The sequence below is a fragment of the Blastococcus xanthinilyticus genome (genome assembly GCF_008124835.1).
Classification (GTDB): Bacteria; Actinomycetota; Actinomycetes; order Mycobacteriales; family Geodermatophilaceae; genus Blastococcus; species Blastococcus xanthinilyticus.
In genome coordinates this window covers 1-15,984 of sequence record NZ_VNHW01000008.1, presented here as the reverse complement: position 1 = coordinate 15,984, position 15,984 = coordinate 1, and the positions used below count along the sequence as shown (strand labels likewise).

Annotated in this window: 15 protein-coding genes; 7 read left to right on the top strand and 8 right to left on the bottom strand. The window is 75.6% G+C overall.

The window, feature by feature from the left end; all coding sequences use genetic code 11:
• The first annotated feature begins 12 nt into the window (after positions 1-12).
• Both BD833_RS12955 and BD833_RS12950 read left to right on the top strand, forming a co-directional pair.
• Entirely contained in the window at positions 13-990 is a 978-nt protein-coding gene (locus BD833_RS12955; RefSeq protein WP_166533568.1) for an ArsR/SmtB family transcription factor, read from the top strand.
• A 119-nt stretch (positions 991-1,109) separates the two neighbouring features.
• A complete protein-coding gene (locus BD833_RS12950; protein ID WP_166533750.1) occupies positions 1,110-2,339 on the top strand; it encodes an HNH endonuclease signature motif containing protein in 1,230 nt (409 codons plus the stop codon).
• Between the two features lie 158 nt (positions 2,340-2,497).
• On the opposite strand, the gene BD833_RS12945 is transcribed toward BD833_RS12950, so the two are convergent.
• The 8 genes from BD833_RS12945 to BD833_RS12910 all read right to left on the bottom strand — a co-directional run bounded on the left by BD833_RS12945 (position 2,498) and on the right by BD833_RS12910 (position 10,834).
• The gene (locus BD833_RS12945; RefSeq protein WP_166533567.1) at positions 2,498-3,157 is read right to left on the bottom strand and encodes a response regulator; all 660 of its coding nucleotides are present in this window, start codon (positions 3,155-3,157) and stop codon (positions 2,498-2,500) included.
• Positions 3,154-4,404, bottom strand: coding sequence for a sensor histidine kinase (locus tag BD833_RS12940; protein ID WP_243737638.1), 1,251 nt, complete (start codon positions 4,402-4,404; stop codon positions 3,154-3,156). Before BD833_RS12940 ends, BD833_RS12945 begins: the two co-directional genes overlap by 4 nt.
• Complete coding sequence (locus tag BD833_RS12935; RefSeq protein ID WP_166533565.1) at positions 4,401-5,243, bottom strand: ABC transporter permease; 843 nt, start codon at positions 5,241-5,243, stop codon at positions 4,401-4,403. Before BD833_RS12935 ends, BD833_RS12940 begins: the two co-directional genes overlap by 4 nt.
• Entirely contained in the window at positions 5,240-6,160 is a 921-nt protein-coding gene (locus BD833_RS12930) for an ABC transporter ATP-binding protein (protein ID WP_166533564.1), read from the bottom strand. The genes BD833_RS12935 and BD833_RS12930 overlap by 4 nt, the downstream gene beginning before the upstream one ends.
• Before the next feature lie 100 nt (positions 6,161-6,260).
• Positions 6,261-6,683, bottom strand: coding sequence for an MmcQ/YjbR family DNA-binding protein (locus BD833_RS12925; protein ID WP_166533563.1), 423 nt, complete (start codon positions 6,681-6,683; stop codon positions 6,261-6,263).
• Positions 6,684-6,717: 34 nt separating this feature from the next.
• Entirely contained in the window at positions 6,718-8,988 is a 2,271-nt protein-coding gene (locus BD833_RS12920) for an ATP-binding cassette domain-containing protein (RefSeq protein ID WP_243737637.1), read from the bottom strand.
• A gap of 68 nt (positions 8,989-9,056) precedes the next feature.
• Positions 9,057-9,875, bottom strand: a complete 819-nt coding sequence (locus BD833_RS12915; RefSeq protein WP_166533561.1) for an ABC transporter permease — start codon at positions 9,873-9,875, stop codon at positions 9,057-9,059.
• Positions 9,872-10,834 carry an ABC transporter ATP-binding protein gene (locus BD833_RS12910; RefSeq protein WP_166533560.1) on the bottom strand — a complete coding sequence of 321 codons (963 nt, stop codon included), beginning with the start codon at positions 10,832-10,834 and terminating at the stop codon, positions 9,872-9,874. Before BD833_RS12910 ends, BD833_RS12915 begins: the two co-directional genes overlap by 4 nt.
• 106 nt (positions 10,835-10,940) lie before the next feature.
• Between BD833_RS12910 and BD833_RS12905 the strand changes: the two genes are divergently transcribed.
• From BD833_RS12905 to BD833_RS12885, 5 genes are all read left to right on the top strand, one after another.
• On the top strand, positions 10,941-11,693 hold the full coding sequence (locus BD833_RS12905; protein WP_166533559.1) for a TetR/AcrR family transcriptional regulator C-terminal domain-containing protein: 753 nt from the start codon (positions 10,941-10,943) through the stop codon (positions 11,691-11,693).
• An 82-nt stretch (positions 11,694-11,775) separates the two neighbouring features.
• Positions 11,776-13,275: an AlkA N-terminal domain-containing protein gene (locus tag BD833_RS12900; protein ID WP_243737636.1), complete on the top strand. Its 1,500-nt coding sequence runs from the start codon at positions 11,776-11,778 to the stop codon at positions 13,273-13,275.
• A complete protein-coding gene (locus BD833_RS12895; RefSeq protein ID WP_166533557.1) occupies positions 13,275-13,805 on the top strand; it encodes a methylated-DNA--[protein]-cysteine S-methyltransferase in 531 nt (176 codons plus the stop codon). Before BD833_RS12900 ends, BD833_RS12895 begins: the two co-directional genes overlap by 1 nt.
• Positions 13,806-13,871: 66 nt before the next feature.
• A complete protein-coding gene (locus tag BD833_RS12890; protein ID WP_166533556.1) occupies positions 13,872-14,981 on the top strand; it encodes a DNA recombination protein RmuC in 1,110 nt (369 codons plus the stop codon).
• A 533-nt stretch (positions 14,982-15,514) separates the two neighbouring features.
• Positions 15,515-15,841 (top strand): DUF6542 domain-containing protein, encoded by a 327-nt coding sequence (locus BD833_RS12885; protein ID WP_166533555.1) that lies wholly within the window; start codon positions 15,515-15,517, stop codon positions 15,839-15,841.
• The last annotated feature ends 143 nt before the right edge of the window (positions 15,842-15,984 follow it).

The window sequence follows — 15,984 nt, the reverse complement described above, 5'->3', positions numbered from 1 at the left end:
TAAGGTCGAAACGTGGGTGAGTTCATCGTCGACGCCGACGTGCTCGCGCGCACCCGATTCGGCACCTCGCAGCTCGCCGAGACCCTCTCCGGCCTGGTCATCCTGCGGACGCCGGACGTCCGGCCCTGGCACCGGACGTGGCGGGAGGCGCACACCGACGCCTTCCGCGACCGGCTCGCGGACGATCCCGTGGCGGCCGCGCTCCTGCGACAGGCGTTCGGCCGGACCTGGACGGCCGACTTCCTCACCGTGCCGCCCACGGCACCGGACCTGACGCTCGACGAGGAACTGGGCTACCTCGAGTCGCTGGACGACGACCGCATCCGCGCCGACCTGGAGTTCACCAGCGGGCCGCTGCCGCCCGAGCTGACCGCGTCGGGGCTGGCCGGTACGGCGGCGGAGCTGATGCGGTGGGTGTGGAGCCAGACGATCGCGGCCGAGTGGGACCGGCGGCTGCGGGTGCTGCGCGCCGACGTCGTCTCGCGGACCGCACGACTGAGCCGGGAGGGCTGGTCGGGCGCACTGGACGGCATCGGGCCGGGCGTCCGCTGGCTGGCCCACGGGCGACTCCAGCTGAACCCGCACCCCTACCCACCACGGGACATCCGCGGCCGGGACCTGCTGCTCCTCGCGACCCACTCCCGCGGCAGCTGGGTCAGCTGGCGGCTGCCGGACACCTACGCGCTGGTCTACCCGGTCACCGGCGTCTTCGCCTCGGCGCCGGCGCCGCTGCCCGAGCCGCTGGCTCGCCTCCTCGGGCGCAACCGTGCGCGCATCCTCAGCCGGCTGGCCACCCCGACGAGCACCAGTGCGCTGGTCGCCGAGACCGAGCTACCACTGGGCAGCGTCGCCGGCCACCTACGGGTGCTGCTCGACGCGGGGCTGCTCGAACGGCGCCGGTCGGGCCGCGAGGTCCTGTACTGGCGGAGCGCGACCGGGCAGGCGCTGGTCGAGGCACCGGGCGGCGACGCCGCTCCACTACCCCACTGACCGGCGGCCGGGCGGGCGCCGATCCGGTCTGTGGACAGCGCGCTGACCTCGGGATTCGTGTTGTCGACGCCCCTTGCGGCCGGTATCATTCGTACGTGCGTTCGAACGGTTCCCCTGCGATCAGCCGGTTGTCGGCTGCGCTGGACGAGCTGGCCGCCGAGGACCTGAGTGGGAAGTTCGGGCCGGAGCTGCTGGAGCGGCTGGGTGGGCTGGTGGTGGCGTCGAACCGGCTGTCCGCGGAGGTCGCGCGGGTGGTGCGGGAGTGCGAGGTGACCGGCGCCGCGGAGCACGACGGGCAGAAGACGATGGCGTCCTGGCTGCGCGGGCACGCCCGATTCTCACCGGGTGCGGCCGCGCGGGTGGTGCGCTGCGGGCGGGCGCTGGCCGAGCTGCCCGCGGTGGCGGCCGCGGCGGCATCGGGTGCGGTGAGCGCGGAGGCGGTCGCGGCGATCGCGCCGGTCGCGGCGCCGGCCAGCCTCGCCGCCGCCGAGGAGCAGGGCGTGGATGTGGCCGGGGTGGACGCCGCCCTGGCCGAGGTCGCCGCGTCGCGGCCGCACGCGGAGCTGCGGCAGGTGGTCGAGCACTACCTGGCCCGCCTCGACCCCGACGGCACCGAGCCCGACCCGACCGAGGGCCGGTCACTGACGTTCGCCAGGCACGCCGACGGGTCGCTGTCCTTCCGCGGCGAGCTCGACGCCGTGGGCGGGGAGAAGCTGCAGGCGGCGGTGGAGTCGATCGTGCAGGCCTCCCGCCCCGCCGGGGACATGCGCACCCGCGCCCAGCAGTCGGCGGATGCGCTGGTGCAGCTGTGCGACAACGCCCTCGCCGCCGGGAACCTGCCGACGCTGCGGACGGTGAAGCCGCACGTGGTCGTGCGCGTCGACCTCGACGACCTGGTCGACCCCGCCACCGGCCCCGGCGCCGCGCACCTGGGCTTCGGGGCGACGATCTCCGCCGCCCGCGCCCGCTGGCTGGCCTGTGACGGCAACGTCACCCGCATCGTGATCGGCCCCGACGGCCAGCCCCTGGACCTCGGCCGCACCCACCGGGTCGTGCCCGCCCGCCTGCGGCGGGCCGTCGAGGCACGCGACGGCGGCTGCGTGTTCGCCGGCTGCGACGCCCCCGCCCACTGGTGCGACGTCCACCACGTCCTGCACTGGGCCGACGGCGGCGAGACCTCCCTGGGCAACTCAGCCCTGCTCTGCGAACGCCACCACACCAAGGTCCACCACGGCTTCCGCATCGAACGAGATCACCAGGGCCGATGGCACACCTACCGGCCCGACGGCACCGAGATCCTCGTCCTCCCACACATCACCGAGCAGCCCGCCCGCTCCCGCGCCGGCTGATCGATACCGGCCGGCCCACCGGCCCCCTGCGCGACGACCCCCTCCCGGGCCCGGGAGGGGCTGTCGTGGTGCCCGGCCGACGGAGCGGCGTGCCGACCCGCGGAGCGGCGTGGCGACCCGCGGAGAAGCGTGCCGGCCGGCGTCCCGACGGCCGCCGTCTACCGCCCGGGCGCCGGCAGGAGACCCCGCTCCACCGCCACCATCACCGCCCGGGTGCGGTCGTCGACGCCGAGCTTCGCGAACACCCGCAGCAGGTGCGTCTTCACCGTGGCCTCGCCGATGAACAGGTCCCGGCCGATCTCCGCGTTGGTCAGGCCGCGGGCCACGCCAGCGAGCACCTCCAGCTCCCGCGCCGTCGGTGCCTCCACCGCGGGCGCGCGCATCCGCGACACGAGCCGCGCCGCGACCGGCGGCGCCAGCACCGTCTCCCCGCGCGCCGCCGCCCGCACGGCATCGGCCAGCTGGGGCAGCGGGGTGTCCTTGAGCAGGTAGCCGGTCGCGCCCGCCTCGACGGCGCGCACGATGTCGGCGTCGGTGTCGTAGGTGGTCAGCACCAGCACCCGGACACCCGGGTGGGCGGCCGAGATGCGCTCGGTCGCCGCGACGCCGTCCATCCGCGGCATCCGCAGATCCATCAGGACGACGTCCGGCGCGTGCTCGGCCACCAGCGCCAGCGCCTCCAGGCCGTCGCCGGCCTCGCCGACCACGTCGATGTCCGGCTGCGCGGCGAGCCAGCCGACCACGCCGCCGCGCACCACCGGGTGGTCGTCGACCACCAGCACGCGCACGGCGCCCTCGGTACCAATCGCACCGCTCATCGAGCCGGCACCCGCACGGTCACCCGCGTCCCCTCCCCCGGCGCCGAGACGACGTCCACCGCTCCGCCGACCTCCTCGGCACGGTCCCGCAGCCCGGCCAGCCCCACACCCGACGCCGCCGGGTCGAAGCCGACCCCGTCGTCCTCCACGTGCACCGACACCTGGCCCGCCCCGTCCGTGCCGATCCGGCTCACCCGCAGCACCACCGCCGTCGCGGCGGCGTGCCGGCGCACGTTGGCCAGCGCCTCCTGCGCCCCGCGCAGCAGCACGATCTCCTCGCTGCGGCTCAGCTCCGCACCGCCGTTCCCGAGTGCCGACGTGTCCAGCCGGGTGGCCAGCCCCGTCTCGCGGCCGAACCGCTCCACCAGCCGCTCGAGCGCCTCGACGAGGGTGGCCGAGTCCAGCGCGACGGGGGCGAACGCCGCCACCATCGCCCGGGCCTCCGCCAGGTTCTCCCGCGCGACCTCCTCGATGACCGACAGCCGCTCCGCCGCGACCGCCGGCGACCCCGGCAGCGCCGCCGCCGCGGTCTGCGCCAGGACGACGATGCTCGTGTAGCCCTGCGCGAGGGTGTCGTGCACCTCGCGGGCCAGTCGCTCCCGCTCCGCGGCCATCCCCTGCGCGTGGTTCAGGTCGGCGACCTGGGCGCGGGTGCGCTCCAGCTCGGCGATGAGGGAGGCCCGCTCGGCGCTCTGCCGGAGGACGTGGCTGATCCACAGCCCGAGCGCCAGGCTGAACACCAGGCTGATGACCGACTCGCGCAGGACCTCCAGCGTCGATTCCCCGGCCCCGACCCCGGTCACCGGGCCGATCGCACTGGCGACGGCGAGCAGCACCGTCCACAGCACGCCGGTCCGCGTCCCCTGCACGACGAACCACACCTGCGGGTAGGCGAGGAAGAGCAGGAAGAGCAGCCCGGGGGCGAGCGCCCCGATCAGCCCGAAGGAGACGACCACCACGACGAGGTGGACGAGCGCCCGCCAGCGGTGCCCGCCGCTGAGCGCCGGACCTCCGGCGAACGCGTAGGACAGCGCCAGGGCTCCGAGGACGGCGAGCACCGGGCCGCGGTCGCCGCCGTCCACCACCTCCGCGGAGGCCACGCTGATCACGGCCAGCGCCCACAGCGCCGCCGAGATCACGTGCATCCCGACGACGGTGGCTCGCCACCCGCGCTCGGGCAGCGGCTGGCCGCCGTCGTCCTCCGCGGGAGGGAGGACGACGGCGGCCAGCCGGTGCCGGAAGGTCACCCGTCCGCCCGGCGCCAGCGGAACGTCCGCACGCACACCACGGCACCGATGATCACCCATGCGGCAAGCACCAGGGCCGTCCGGCCGTGCTCCCAGCTGCCGGCGACCTCGAACGCGGCCGCCTCCTCGGGCAGGAAGGCCGACCGCATGCCCTGGGTCAGCCACTTGAGCGGGAAGAGCGCCGCGGTCTGCTGCATCCAGCTCGGCAGCTCCGTGAAGCCGAAGAAGACGCCGGAGAAGAACTGCAGCACGATCGCGAAGGCGGAGATGCCCGTGGTCACCGAGGCGGCGCTGCCGCGCAGGGCCGACACCGCGACCCCCAGGACCGTGCCGGCCAGCGCGCCGAGGACCGCGACCCACGCGAAGGTCAGCCAGTGCTGCACGTCCGGCGGCATCGGGACGTCGTAGGCGTAGTGGGCCAGCGGGAGCAGCAGCGCCAGCTGCGCCGCCGTGGTGACCAGGACCTGGCCGGCCTTGCCGGCGAAGTAGGCGACCGGCGGCGTGCCCAGGAGCTGGAGCCGCTCCAGCTGACCGTTCTCCCGCTCGGTGGCGATCGACGTCCCGATGGCCTGGAAACTGGTCAGCATGATGCCGGTGGCCGCGATCCCGGCGAGGAAGTAGTGCGTGAACGGGACGTCGCCGGGACGCTCGTCGCCGCCCAGGACCGCCGCGAAGATCACCAGCATGATGACCGGGTAGGCGAAGGAGAAGACCACCTGCTGGCGCTCCCGGAAGAAGAGCTTCAGCTCGAGGCCGACCCGGCGGAGCGCGATGCGCGCCGCCGACGGCGGCGCGGGACGGTCGCGCACGGCGGGCGGCGACGGCAGGACGGCGGTCATCGGAGGTCTCCCTCGGGGGCGGTGGGAACGGTGGACGGGGCGCCGACGAGCGAGAGGTAGACGTCCTCCAGGCTCGGGCGGGTCACGGTGAGCCCGGGGACGTCCCCCGGACCGGAGAGCAGGTCGCGCAGGACGGCGGCCGGGGACTCGGTGCGCACCTCGCGCACCGCTCCGTCCTCGGTCCAGCGGACCCTGGCCAGCCGCCGCAGGTCGGCGCCGAGCTGGTCGGGAGGAGCCACCTCGACCAGCCGGCCGTCGGCGATGACACCGACCCGGTCGGCGAGCTCGGCCGCCTCGTCGAGGTAGTGGGTGGTGAGCAGCACGGTCGCGCCGTCGGCGCGCAGGCCGCGGATCAGCTCCCAGAACTGCCGGCGGGCCACCGGGTCCATCCCGGTCGTCGGCTCGTCGAGGAACACCAGCTCCGGCCGGCCCTGCACCCCGAGGGCGACCTCCAGCCGGCGGCGCTGGCCGCCGGACAGCCGGGCGATGCGCGTGCCCGCCTTCTCCTCCAGCCCGACGGCCGCGATCAGCTCCTCCGTCGGGCGGGACGTCACGTGGTAGCCGGCGAAGTGGTCGAGGACCTCCCGGACGCTGAGCTCCTGCGGGGCACCCTCGCCCTGGCTGACGACGCCGAGACGAGCCCGCCAGGCACGCCCGCCGCGCGCCGGGTCGACGCCGAGGACGCGCACCTCGCCGCCATCAGGCTTCCGGACGCCCTCGAGGATCTCGATCGTCGTCGTCTTGCCGGCGCCGTTGGGCCCGAGCAGGGCGAACACCTCGCCGCGGAACACGTCCAGATCGAGGCCGTCGACGACGGCCCGGTTCCCGTACCGCTTGACCAGCCCGCGCACCCGCACGGCCGTTTCCCTCTGCGTGGCCGTGGCCCCCGGGCGGGGAGCGGCCTGTGTCGTCGTCATGGCACGAGCCTGCTGCGGGGACCGGCCGCCAGGGACGGCCGAACCGCTGGTCCGCCGTCCACCGGACGGTGGACGGCGCGGCTCCACCGGGCGGGTGCGGTCAGCCCGGCCCCTCCGGCGCGGGGCGGGGCACGGCGGCGGCCAGCCCCCGGGGTGCCAGCAGGCAGTAGCTGTCGGTGACCAGCTCGCGCACCTCGGCCCAGTCGACCTCCGCCCCGCCGGTCCCGCCGTCCAGCACCATCCCGACCTCGTCGCCGCGCCACACGGGGGCGAAGAACGGCGCGCTGGTGTGCCGGAGCACCTCCAGCTCGGTCCCCGACGACCGGAAGGTCAGGACGACGCACGGCCCGGCGGTGCCGGCGGCCCGCGCGTGGGACTGCGGCCGCCCGCCGTCGATCGTCAGCAGGTGGGCGAAGGTGCGCGACCGGACCCGCCACCGCGTGCCGACCCACGCCGGCTCCTCGTAGGCGTCCGGCAGGCCGAGGGCGATCGCGCGCACCCCGTCGAGCAGTCGTGCGTCCATCGCTCCACCTCCTGGTCGTGGGGTGCCGGCGCGGTCAGACCGCGGCCGGCGTCCGGACGTGCGCCCGCAGGTGCTCGGCGGTCAGCGTGTCGGCCGTCAGGAGGTCCCCCGGCGTGCCCTCGAAGACCACCTGGCCGCCGGCGTGGCCGGCCCCCGGGCCGAGGTCCAGCACCCAGTCGGCCCGGGCGACCACGTCGAGGTCGTGCTCCACGACGACCACCGTCCGCCCGCCGTCGACCAGGCGGTGCAGCAGGCCGATCAGCCGGTCGACGTCGTCCATGTGCAGGCCGGTGGTGGGCTCGTCGAGCACGTAGACCGACGAGTCGCCGGTCATCTCCACGGCCAGCTTGAGCCGCTGCCGCTCACCGCCGGACAGCGTCGACAGGGGTTGCCCGAGCGTGATGTACGGCAGGCCGACGTCGGTGAGCGCGGCGAGCACCGGCTGCAGCGGCTTCTCGGTGAGGAACTCCCGCGCCTGGTCGACGGTCAGCCCCAGCACCTCGCTGATGTCCTTCCCGCGCAGCCGGTAGCCGAGCACCTCGTCGGTGAACCGGCGGCCCTCGCAGGCCTCGCAGACGCTGACCGCGGTGTCGAGGTAGGCGAGGTCGGTGTAGATCAGCCCGAGCCCCTTGCACGCTGGGCAGGCGCCCGCGGAGTTGGCGCTGAACAGCGCCGGCTTCACCCCGTTGGCCTTCGCGAACGCCTTCCGGATCGGGTCGAGCATCCCCGTCCACGTCGCGGTGTTCGACCGGGTCGAGCCGCGGGTGAGCTTCTGGTCGACGACGACGACGTCCGGGTGCTGCCGCGGCAGGACGCCCAGCACGAGCGAGCTCTTCCCCGACCCGGCCACCCCGGTGACCGCGGTGAACACGCCGCGCGGGACGTCGACCGTCACGTCGCGGAGGTTGTGCAGCCGCGCGTGCTCGATCCGCAGCGACCCGGTCGCGGTCCGGGGTGCCGGGTTCGCCTCGTGCACCCGGTCGAGGTGGCGGCCGGTGAGCGTCCCGGAGGTGCGCAGCCCCTCGACCGGGCCCTCGTAGACGACCGCTCCCCCGTGCGTACCCGCGCCGGGGCCCATGTCCACGACGTGGTCGGCGATCGCGACCACCTCCGGCTCGTGCTCGACGACGATGACCGTGTTGCCCTTGTCCCGCAGCCGCAGCAGCAGCTCGTTGAGCCGCTGGACGTCGTGGGCGTGCAGGCCGACCGTCGGCTCGTCGAAGACGTAGGTGATGTCGGTCAGCGCCGAGCCGAGGTGGCGGACCATCCGCACCCGCTGCGACTCGCCGCCGGAGAGCGTCGCCGTCGACCGGTCGAGGGAGAGATAGCCCAGGCCGATGTGCACCAGGTCGCCCAGCAGGGCGGCCAGCCCGTCGAGCAGCCGCTGCAGCGCCGGCGCCTCGATCCCCCGGACGAAGGCGAGCAGCTCGTCGACCTGCATCGCGGCGCAGTCGGCGATGGAGACCCCGCCGATCCGGCAGTTCCGCGCGGCCTCGGACAGCCGGGTGCCGCCGCAGGCGGGGCACGGGCCGGACGTGGTGATCCGCTCGATCGCTGTGCGGATGTGCGGCTGGAGGTCGCCCGGCTCCTTGGTCAGGTAGGACCGCTGGAAGCTGGTGATGATGCCCCGGTAGGTGAGGTTCATCTTCCCGTACTTGAGCTTGACCTCCTCGCCGTACAGGAGGCGCTGCCACTCCTCGTCGGTGTAGTCGCGCAGCTTCTTGGACGTGTCGAAGAAGCCGGAGTGGGCGTAGATCGTCCAGGGCCAGGAGTCGACGGCGTGACCCGGAAAGCGGATCGGGTCCTCGTCCAGGCTGCGGTCGCGGTCGAGCAGCGCGTCGACGTCGATGCTGGACGCGCGGCCGAGCCCCTCGCACTCCGGGCACATGCCCGCCGGGTCGTTGAACCCCAGCGCCGATGCCGGGTGCACCGGTGGGTCGCCGAGCCGCGAGTAGAGGATGCGCAGCAGCGAGGCGGCGTCGGTGGCGGTGCCGACCGTGGACCGCGCGTTGCTGCCCATGCGCGCCTGGTCGACGACGATCGCCGCCGAGAGGTTGTCGACCGAGTCGACGTCGGGCCGGCCGTAGTGCGGCAGGAACGACTGCACGAACGCCGAGTACGTCTCGTTGATCAGCCGCTGCGACTCCGCCGCGACCGTGTCGAACACCAGTGACGACTTCCCCGACCCCGACACCCCGGTGACGACGGTCAGTTTCCGCTTCGGGATGTCCAGCGACACGTCCCGCAGGTTGTTCTCCCGGGCACCGCGCACCTCGATCGCGCCGTACAGCTCCCGACCGGTCACGTCCACCTCCACCTCTCGCACGGCGCCGTCATCGTGGACGACCCCTCTGACACCGATAACTGAGCGGTTCACCGGGACAGCCCCTGGAAACGGCGCACGGCCAGCGCCGCGAAGACCACCGTGAGCACCAGCGGCCATCCGACGGCGAGCAGCGCGGCGTGCTCGGTCGCCCACCCGCCACCGGTCCCGACCGGCGAGCCGAACAGCTCCCGCACGGCGGTCACCGTGCCGGCGACCGGGTTCCACTCCGCGACCGCCGACAGCCAGCCCGGCATGGCCGAGGCGGCGACGAACGCGTTGGAGAGGAAGGCGAACGGCCACACCAGCACCTGCACGGCCACGACCATGGACGGGTCGCGGGCGAGCAGCCCCAGGTAGACGCCGATCCAGAGGAACGCCACCCGCAGCAGGAGCAGCAGGCCGACGGCGGCCAGCGCCGGCGCGACGCCGGCCGGCCGCCAGCCGATGGCCAGCGCCGCAACGATCAGCACGGCGAGGCCCACCGCCGAGGAGGCCAGGTCGGCCAGGCAGCGGCCCGCGACCACGGCCGACGGCGCCATCGGCAGCGACCGGAACCGGTCGGTGATCCCCCGCGCGGTGTCGGTGACGACGGCGGTCATCGTGGCCTCGACACCGAAGACCATGGCGAGCGCCAGCATCCCGGGGACGAGGAAGTCGCGGTAGTCACCGCCACCGGGCACCGCCATGCCGCCGCCGAGCAGGTAGGTGAACATCAGCAGCAGCAGGACGGGGAACAGCGCGCCCACCAGCACGGCGGCCGGCTGCCGGCGCCAGTGCGCGAGGTCCCGGCCGGCCACCGCGAACGCGTCGGCGACCGCCCAGCGCAGCCGCCCGGCGAGGGGCTCGCGGGTCCGGAGCGCGGTCATGCCGGCACCTCCGACCGGGCGCGGTCGGCACCGGTGATCCGCAGGTAGGCCTCGTCCAGCGTGGTGGGCCGCAGGACGAGGTCGTCGACGGCGATCCCGGCCTCGTCGAGGGCGCGCACCACCGCCCCGACCGCGCCGCGCCGCCGGGCGACCGGCACGACGACCCGTTCCCCCGTTCCGGCCGGGGCCAGCACCGGGAGCTCCCCGGCGACCCGCTCGGCCAGCGCCGCCGCTTCCCGGGCCCGCGCGGGGTCGGCCACCACGAGCTCCAGCCGGTCACCGCCGACGGCGGCCGTGAGCTCCCGCGGGGTGCCTCGGGCCACCACCCGGCCGCCGTCGAGCACGCAGACGTCGTCGGCCAGCTGCTCGGCCTCCTCCAGGTACTGCGTCGTGAGCAGCACCGTGGTGCCTCCGGCGACCAGCGCCCGGACGGCGTCCCACACGTCTCGCCGGCCGGCCGGGTCCAGGCCCGTCGTCGGCTCGTCGAGGAACAGCACCTCCGGGGCCAGGACCAGCCCCGCCGCGATGTCGAGCCGGCGGCGCATGCCGCCGGAGAAGGTGCGCACCGGCTGACCGCCGGTACCGGCCAGGCCCACCTGCGCCAGCAGCTCGTCGGCGCGCGCCTGCGCCGCGCGCCGGCCCAGGTGGTGCAGCCGGGCGAACAGGACGAGGTTCTCCCGCGCACCCAGGACGTCGTCCACCGCCGGCTGCTGGCCGATCAGGCCGATCCGCCGCCGTACCGCGCGCGGGTCGCGGGCGACGTCGATCCCGGCCACCTCGGCCCGCCCGCCGTCGGACCGGACCAGCGTCGCCAGGATCCGGACGGCGGTGGTCTTGCCCGCCCCGTTGGGCCCCAGCAGCGCACAGACCGATCCGCGCCCCACCTCGAGGTCGACCCCGTCGAGCACCGCCCGCCCGCCGTACCGCTTGACCAGCCCCTGCATTTGCACCGCCGCCATGCCGACTCCACTCCGTACGCTGTACGACAACCCGCCGGTCGGCTACCGTACGCTGTACGGAGTGGTCGCGCAAGGGTGGCCGCAGGGCATGCGGGAGGCTGGGCGGATGGCGACGGAGTTCACCGGGCCGGGCGACCCGGCGCGCACGATGGCCCTGCTGTGGCGTCCCGAGGGCGACGCCCGGCGTCCCGGCCCGCGGGCGGGGCTCGACGTCGACCGCGTCGTCGCCGCCGCGGTGGCCCTCGCCGACCGGGAGGGCCTGGCCGCCCTCTCCATGCGCCGGCTGGCCACCGAGCTCGGCGTCGGGGCGATGACGCTCTACACGCACGTGCCGGGCAAGGCCGAGCTCGTCGACCTCATGCACGACGCCGTCCTCGGGGAGCTCTACCCCGAGCCACCCACCGGAGAATGGCGCGCCCGGCTCACCGCCGTCGCGCGGGCCAACTGGGAGCTCTGCGTCCGGCACCCGTGGCTCGTGCACGTCGGCACCGGACGGCCGATCCTCGGCCCGCACCTCATGGCCAAGTACGAGACCGAGCTGGCCGCCGTCGACGGGCTGGGACTGTCGGAGGTCGACATGGACCTGCTGGTCAGCGCGCTCAACGGCCTCGTGCAGGGCGCCGTCAGCGGGCTGCACCAGAAGGTCGACGCCGAGCGCGCCACCGGGCTCACCGAGGAGCAGTGGTGGGCGGCCACCGCGCCGTACGTGGACCGCGTCTTCGACGCCGAGCGGTACCCCACCGCGGCCCGCGTCGGCCCGGTCGCCGGCCCCGAGCTCGGCGGGTACGCGCCCGAGCGGACGTTCGAGTTCGGCCTCGCCCGGCTGCTCGACGGGGTCGCCGCCCTCGTGGAGGGCTGAGCCCGCGTTCCGCCGGCCGGTCCGCACGGCGGTGTCCGAAAACCGCCAGAGACCGTCGCCCGGCACTGGCATGCTCGACGTCGTGAGCGAGCCACTGGACCACGAGCGCTGCTACCGCGCGGTCGCGAGCCGGGACGCGCGCTTCGACGGCTGGTTCGTCACCGCGGTGCGCACCACCGGGATCTACTGCCGGCCGTCGTGCCCGGCGCGCACCCCGCTGGCCCGCAACGTCTCCTTCTTCTCCACCGCGGCCGCGGCCCAGGGCGCCGGCTACCGCGCCTGCCGCCGCTGCCGGCCCGACGCCGCACCCGGCTCCCCGCAGTGGGACGTCCGCGCCGACGTCGTCGCCCGCGCCATGCGGCTGATCGCCGACGGGGAGGTCGAGCGCTCCGGCGTGCCGGGGCTCGCGGCCCGCCTCGGCTACTCCGAGCGCCAGCTGCACCGGCTGGTCGTGGGCGAGCTGGGCGTCGGCCCCCTGGCGCTGGCCCGTGCCCAGCGGGCGCAGACCGCCCGGGTGCTGATCGAGACCACCGGCCTGCCCATGGCCGACGTCGCCTTCGCCGCCGGGTTCGCGAGCATCCGCCAGTTCAACGACACCGTGCGCGACGTCTTCGCCGCGACCCCCGGCGAGCTGCGCCGGAGCCGGCGCGGCACGCACGGCGGCCCGCCCGGCTGGCTGACGCTCCGGCTCGCCGCGCGTGCCCCCTACGCGGCCGACGAGGTGCTGCTGTTCCTGGGCGCGCACGCCGTCCCCGGGCTGGAGGAGTGGGACGGGACGACGTTCTCCCGCGTCCTCGACCTGCCGCACGGCCCGGCGGTCGTGCGGCTCTCCCCCGCGCCCGACGGCGGCGCCGGTGTCACCGCCGGGCTGCTGCTCACCGAGCTGCGGGACCTCGGCGCCGCGGTCAGCCGCTGCCGCCGGATGCTCGACCTGGACGCCGACCCCACGGCCGTCGACGCCGTACTGGCCGCCGACCCGGCGCTCGCCCCGGTCGTCGCCGCCGCCCCCGGGCGGCGGGTGCCCGGGTCGCCGGACGCCGAGGAGCTGGCGGTGCGGGCGGTCCTCGGCCAGCAGGTGTCGGTCGCCGGTGCGCGCACCCTCACCGCGCGGCTGGTCGCGGCGGCCGGCACCCCCCTGGCCGAGCCGGTCGGCACGCTCACCCACGCCTTTCCGCGGCCGGCGGCGCTGGCCGCGGCCGACCTCGGCACGGTCGGCCTGACCGGCGCGCGGCGGCGCACCGTGCACGCCCTGGCCGCGGCCCTGGCCGACGGCGCCATCACCCTCGGCCCCGGCGCCGAGCGGGCCGGGGCCGCACGCGCACTGCTCGCCGTTCCCGGCATCGGGCCGTGGACCGCGGCCCTCGTCGGCCTGCGGGGCCTGGCCGACCCCGACGTCTGGCTCCCGGGCGACCTCGCCCTCCGGAGGTCGCTCACCGCCCTGGGCAGCACCGACGCCGACGCCGCCGGCCGGTGGCGCCCGTGGAGTTCCTACGCCGTCCTGCACCTGTGGGCGCTCGCCGCACCCGCCCTCTTCACCCGCCCCGCGCCACCCACCCCGCCCGCCCTCCCGAGGAGCGCCTGATGACCGGTTCCGCCCGGCACGCCACCATTCCCACCCCGCCCGGCCCGTTCACCGCGGTCGTCACCACCGACGACGACGGGCACGACCTGGTCCTCGCCAGCGGCTGGACCGCCGACGTCACCGAGCTGCTCGCCGTCGTGCACCCGGCCCTGCGGCCGGTCACGTCCACCCCGGTGGGGCGGGTGCCCGTCCTCGACGCCGTGGAGGCCTTCGTCGCCGGGGAGGTCACCGCCATCGACGACGTCCCCGTCCGGCAGCGCTCCGGGCCGTTCCTCCAGGAGGCGTGGGAGGTCCTGCGGACCGTTCCCGCCGGCCGGCCCGACACCTACGCCGCCTTCGCCACCCGGTGCGGCCGGCCGGCGGCGGTGCGGGCCGCGGCCAACGCCTGCGCCCGCAACGCCACCGCACTGTTCGTCCCCTGCCACCGGGTGCTCGGCTCCGGCGGCGGGCTGGGCGGGTTCCGCTGGGGAACACCGGTGAAGCGCTGGCTGCTCGACCACGAAGCGGAGCACGCGACCGTCCCCGCCTGAGCTCCCATGCCCCCGACCCCGCGGGGCTGACCGGTTCTGTCGGACCCGTCCGGCAGGGTCCCGGGCATGGACGCCGCTTCCCTGCTCCTCGGGCTCCTCCTCGGTGCACTGCTGGCCACCGCCGTCACCCTGGGGGTGGTCACCCTGCTGGCCCGCCGCCGGCCGGAGGACGCCGGGCTCGATCCCGTGCACGAGTCGCTGGACCACCTGCACCGGCTGCTGGCCGGCATGGAGCGCGCCCGGGCCACGGCGCACGGGGAGCTGCGCGAGCAGATGGGCACGGTCGGCCAGGCCTCGGCGCAGCTCAAGCACGAGACCGCCGCGCTGGTCACCGCCCTGCGCACCCCACACGTGCGCGGCCGCTGGGGCGAGGTGCAGCTGCGGCGGGTGGTCGAGGTGGCCGGCCTCGTGGAGCACTGCGACTTCGTCGAGCAGCCCTCCGGCACCAACGACGAGGGCGCCGGCGTGCGGCCCGACCTCGTGGTCACCCTCGCCGACGGCCGGCAGGTGATCGTCGACGCCAAGGTCCCGTTCACCGGCTACATCGAGGCGGTGCAGGCCGAGGACCGGGCCGTCCGCGCCGAGCGGGTCACCGCGCACGCCCGTCAGCTGCGGGCGCACATCGACCAGCTCGCCGCCCGGCGCTACCCGACCGCCTTCCGCCCGGCGGCGCCGTTCACCGTCCTGTTCGTGCCGTCCGACGGGTTCCTCACCACGGCGCTGGAGGCCGAGCCGGGCCTGCTCGAGTACGGCTTCGCCCGCGACGTGGTGCTCGCCACGCCGAGCACGCTGCTGGCTTTGCTGCGCACCGTCGCCTACTCCTGGCGGCAGGAGCGGCTCGCCCGCGACGCCGACCAGGTCCTGGAGGTGGGGCGCCGGCTGCACGCCCGCCTGAGCACGCTGTCGGGGCACCTGACCCGGCTGGGGTCGGCGCTGTCGACGACGCTGAGCCGCTACAACGAGACGGTCGGCTCCTACGAGCGCTCGGTGCTGACCGCGGCCCGGCGCTTCGACGACCTGGGCATCGCGGAGTCGGCGGTGCCCGAGCCGGCCCCGGTGGAGGCGACCGTCCGCACCCTCCGCCCTCCCGAGCTCCCGGATCCGCTGGACCGGTCCGACCCCGTCGGCCGGCTGGACGTCGTGGGCGACCGCGAGCGGGACGGCACCTCCGGCTGACGCCCCGGGGAGGCCGACAGAACCGACCCGTGCGCCCCGCGTGTCACAGCGATGACGCTCAGTCACTGAGCCACCACGGCAACGCTGCGACGCGGCGCCGTCCTCCCGCGAACTGCCAGCTCGGGTCGCTACCGTGACGCGGAAGGTCGACCAGCCCGGTCGCCTGCGGAACGGGACGGAGGTGCGCCATGGCGACGGCGAGCACGGCGGGCGCATGGCAGGGCGGTGGACGCCCCGAGCGCCCCTACCCCGCACGCGCACCGCGACCGGTCTCCCGCGACGAGCGCCTCGCTCGCCCGTCCGTACCGGTGCCGGACCGGCTGCGCGCAGCCGAGCGGGAGCGTTCCCGGGACCGGCTCGACGACCCCCGCGCGGGCGCCCCGCGCCGGGGACAGCCCGGACCGGCGCGTCCCGCCGGTTCGCGTCCCGCCGGTCCGCGTCCCGCCGCGGCGCCGCAGGCGCAGCCGCGGAACCGTGACCGGGCGTCCGCGCCCGCGCCCGCCCGGGACAGCAAGCTTCGCGGCTCGTTCGCCGTGGCCCTGGTCTTCCTGCTCACGCTGGCCGGCTGCGCCGTCGACTCGTTCGTCGGCATGGGCCTCGGCATGATCACCATGGTGGCGCTGGCCGCCGGGACGGTGGCCGCCGCGCTGCTCGTGCGACGCCGGGACCTGCTGACCGTCGTCGTCGCGCCGCCACTGGTCTTCGTGCTGGTCGCCGTGCTCAACATCAGCCTCGCCCCGTCGGCGACGCTGAACCTGCCCACCATGGCCACGCTGCTGGTTCGTGGCTTCCCCACGATGGCCGTCGCCACCGCCGCCGCCATCGTGCTCTCGCTGGTCCGGCTGGTCAGCCGCCGCTGAGCACGCATCGCCGCCCCGGTACGGGGCGGCGGGGGTCGACGACCCCGGTCAGATGGCCCGAACCAGTCCGCCGTCGACGAGCAGGTTCTGCCCGGTGAGGTAGGTGTTGGCGCCGGAGACGAGGAAGGCGGCGACCCGGCCGA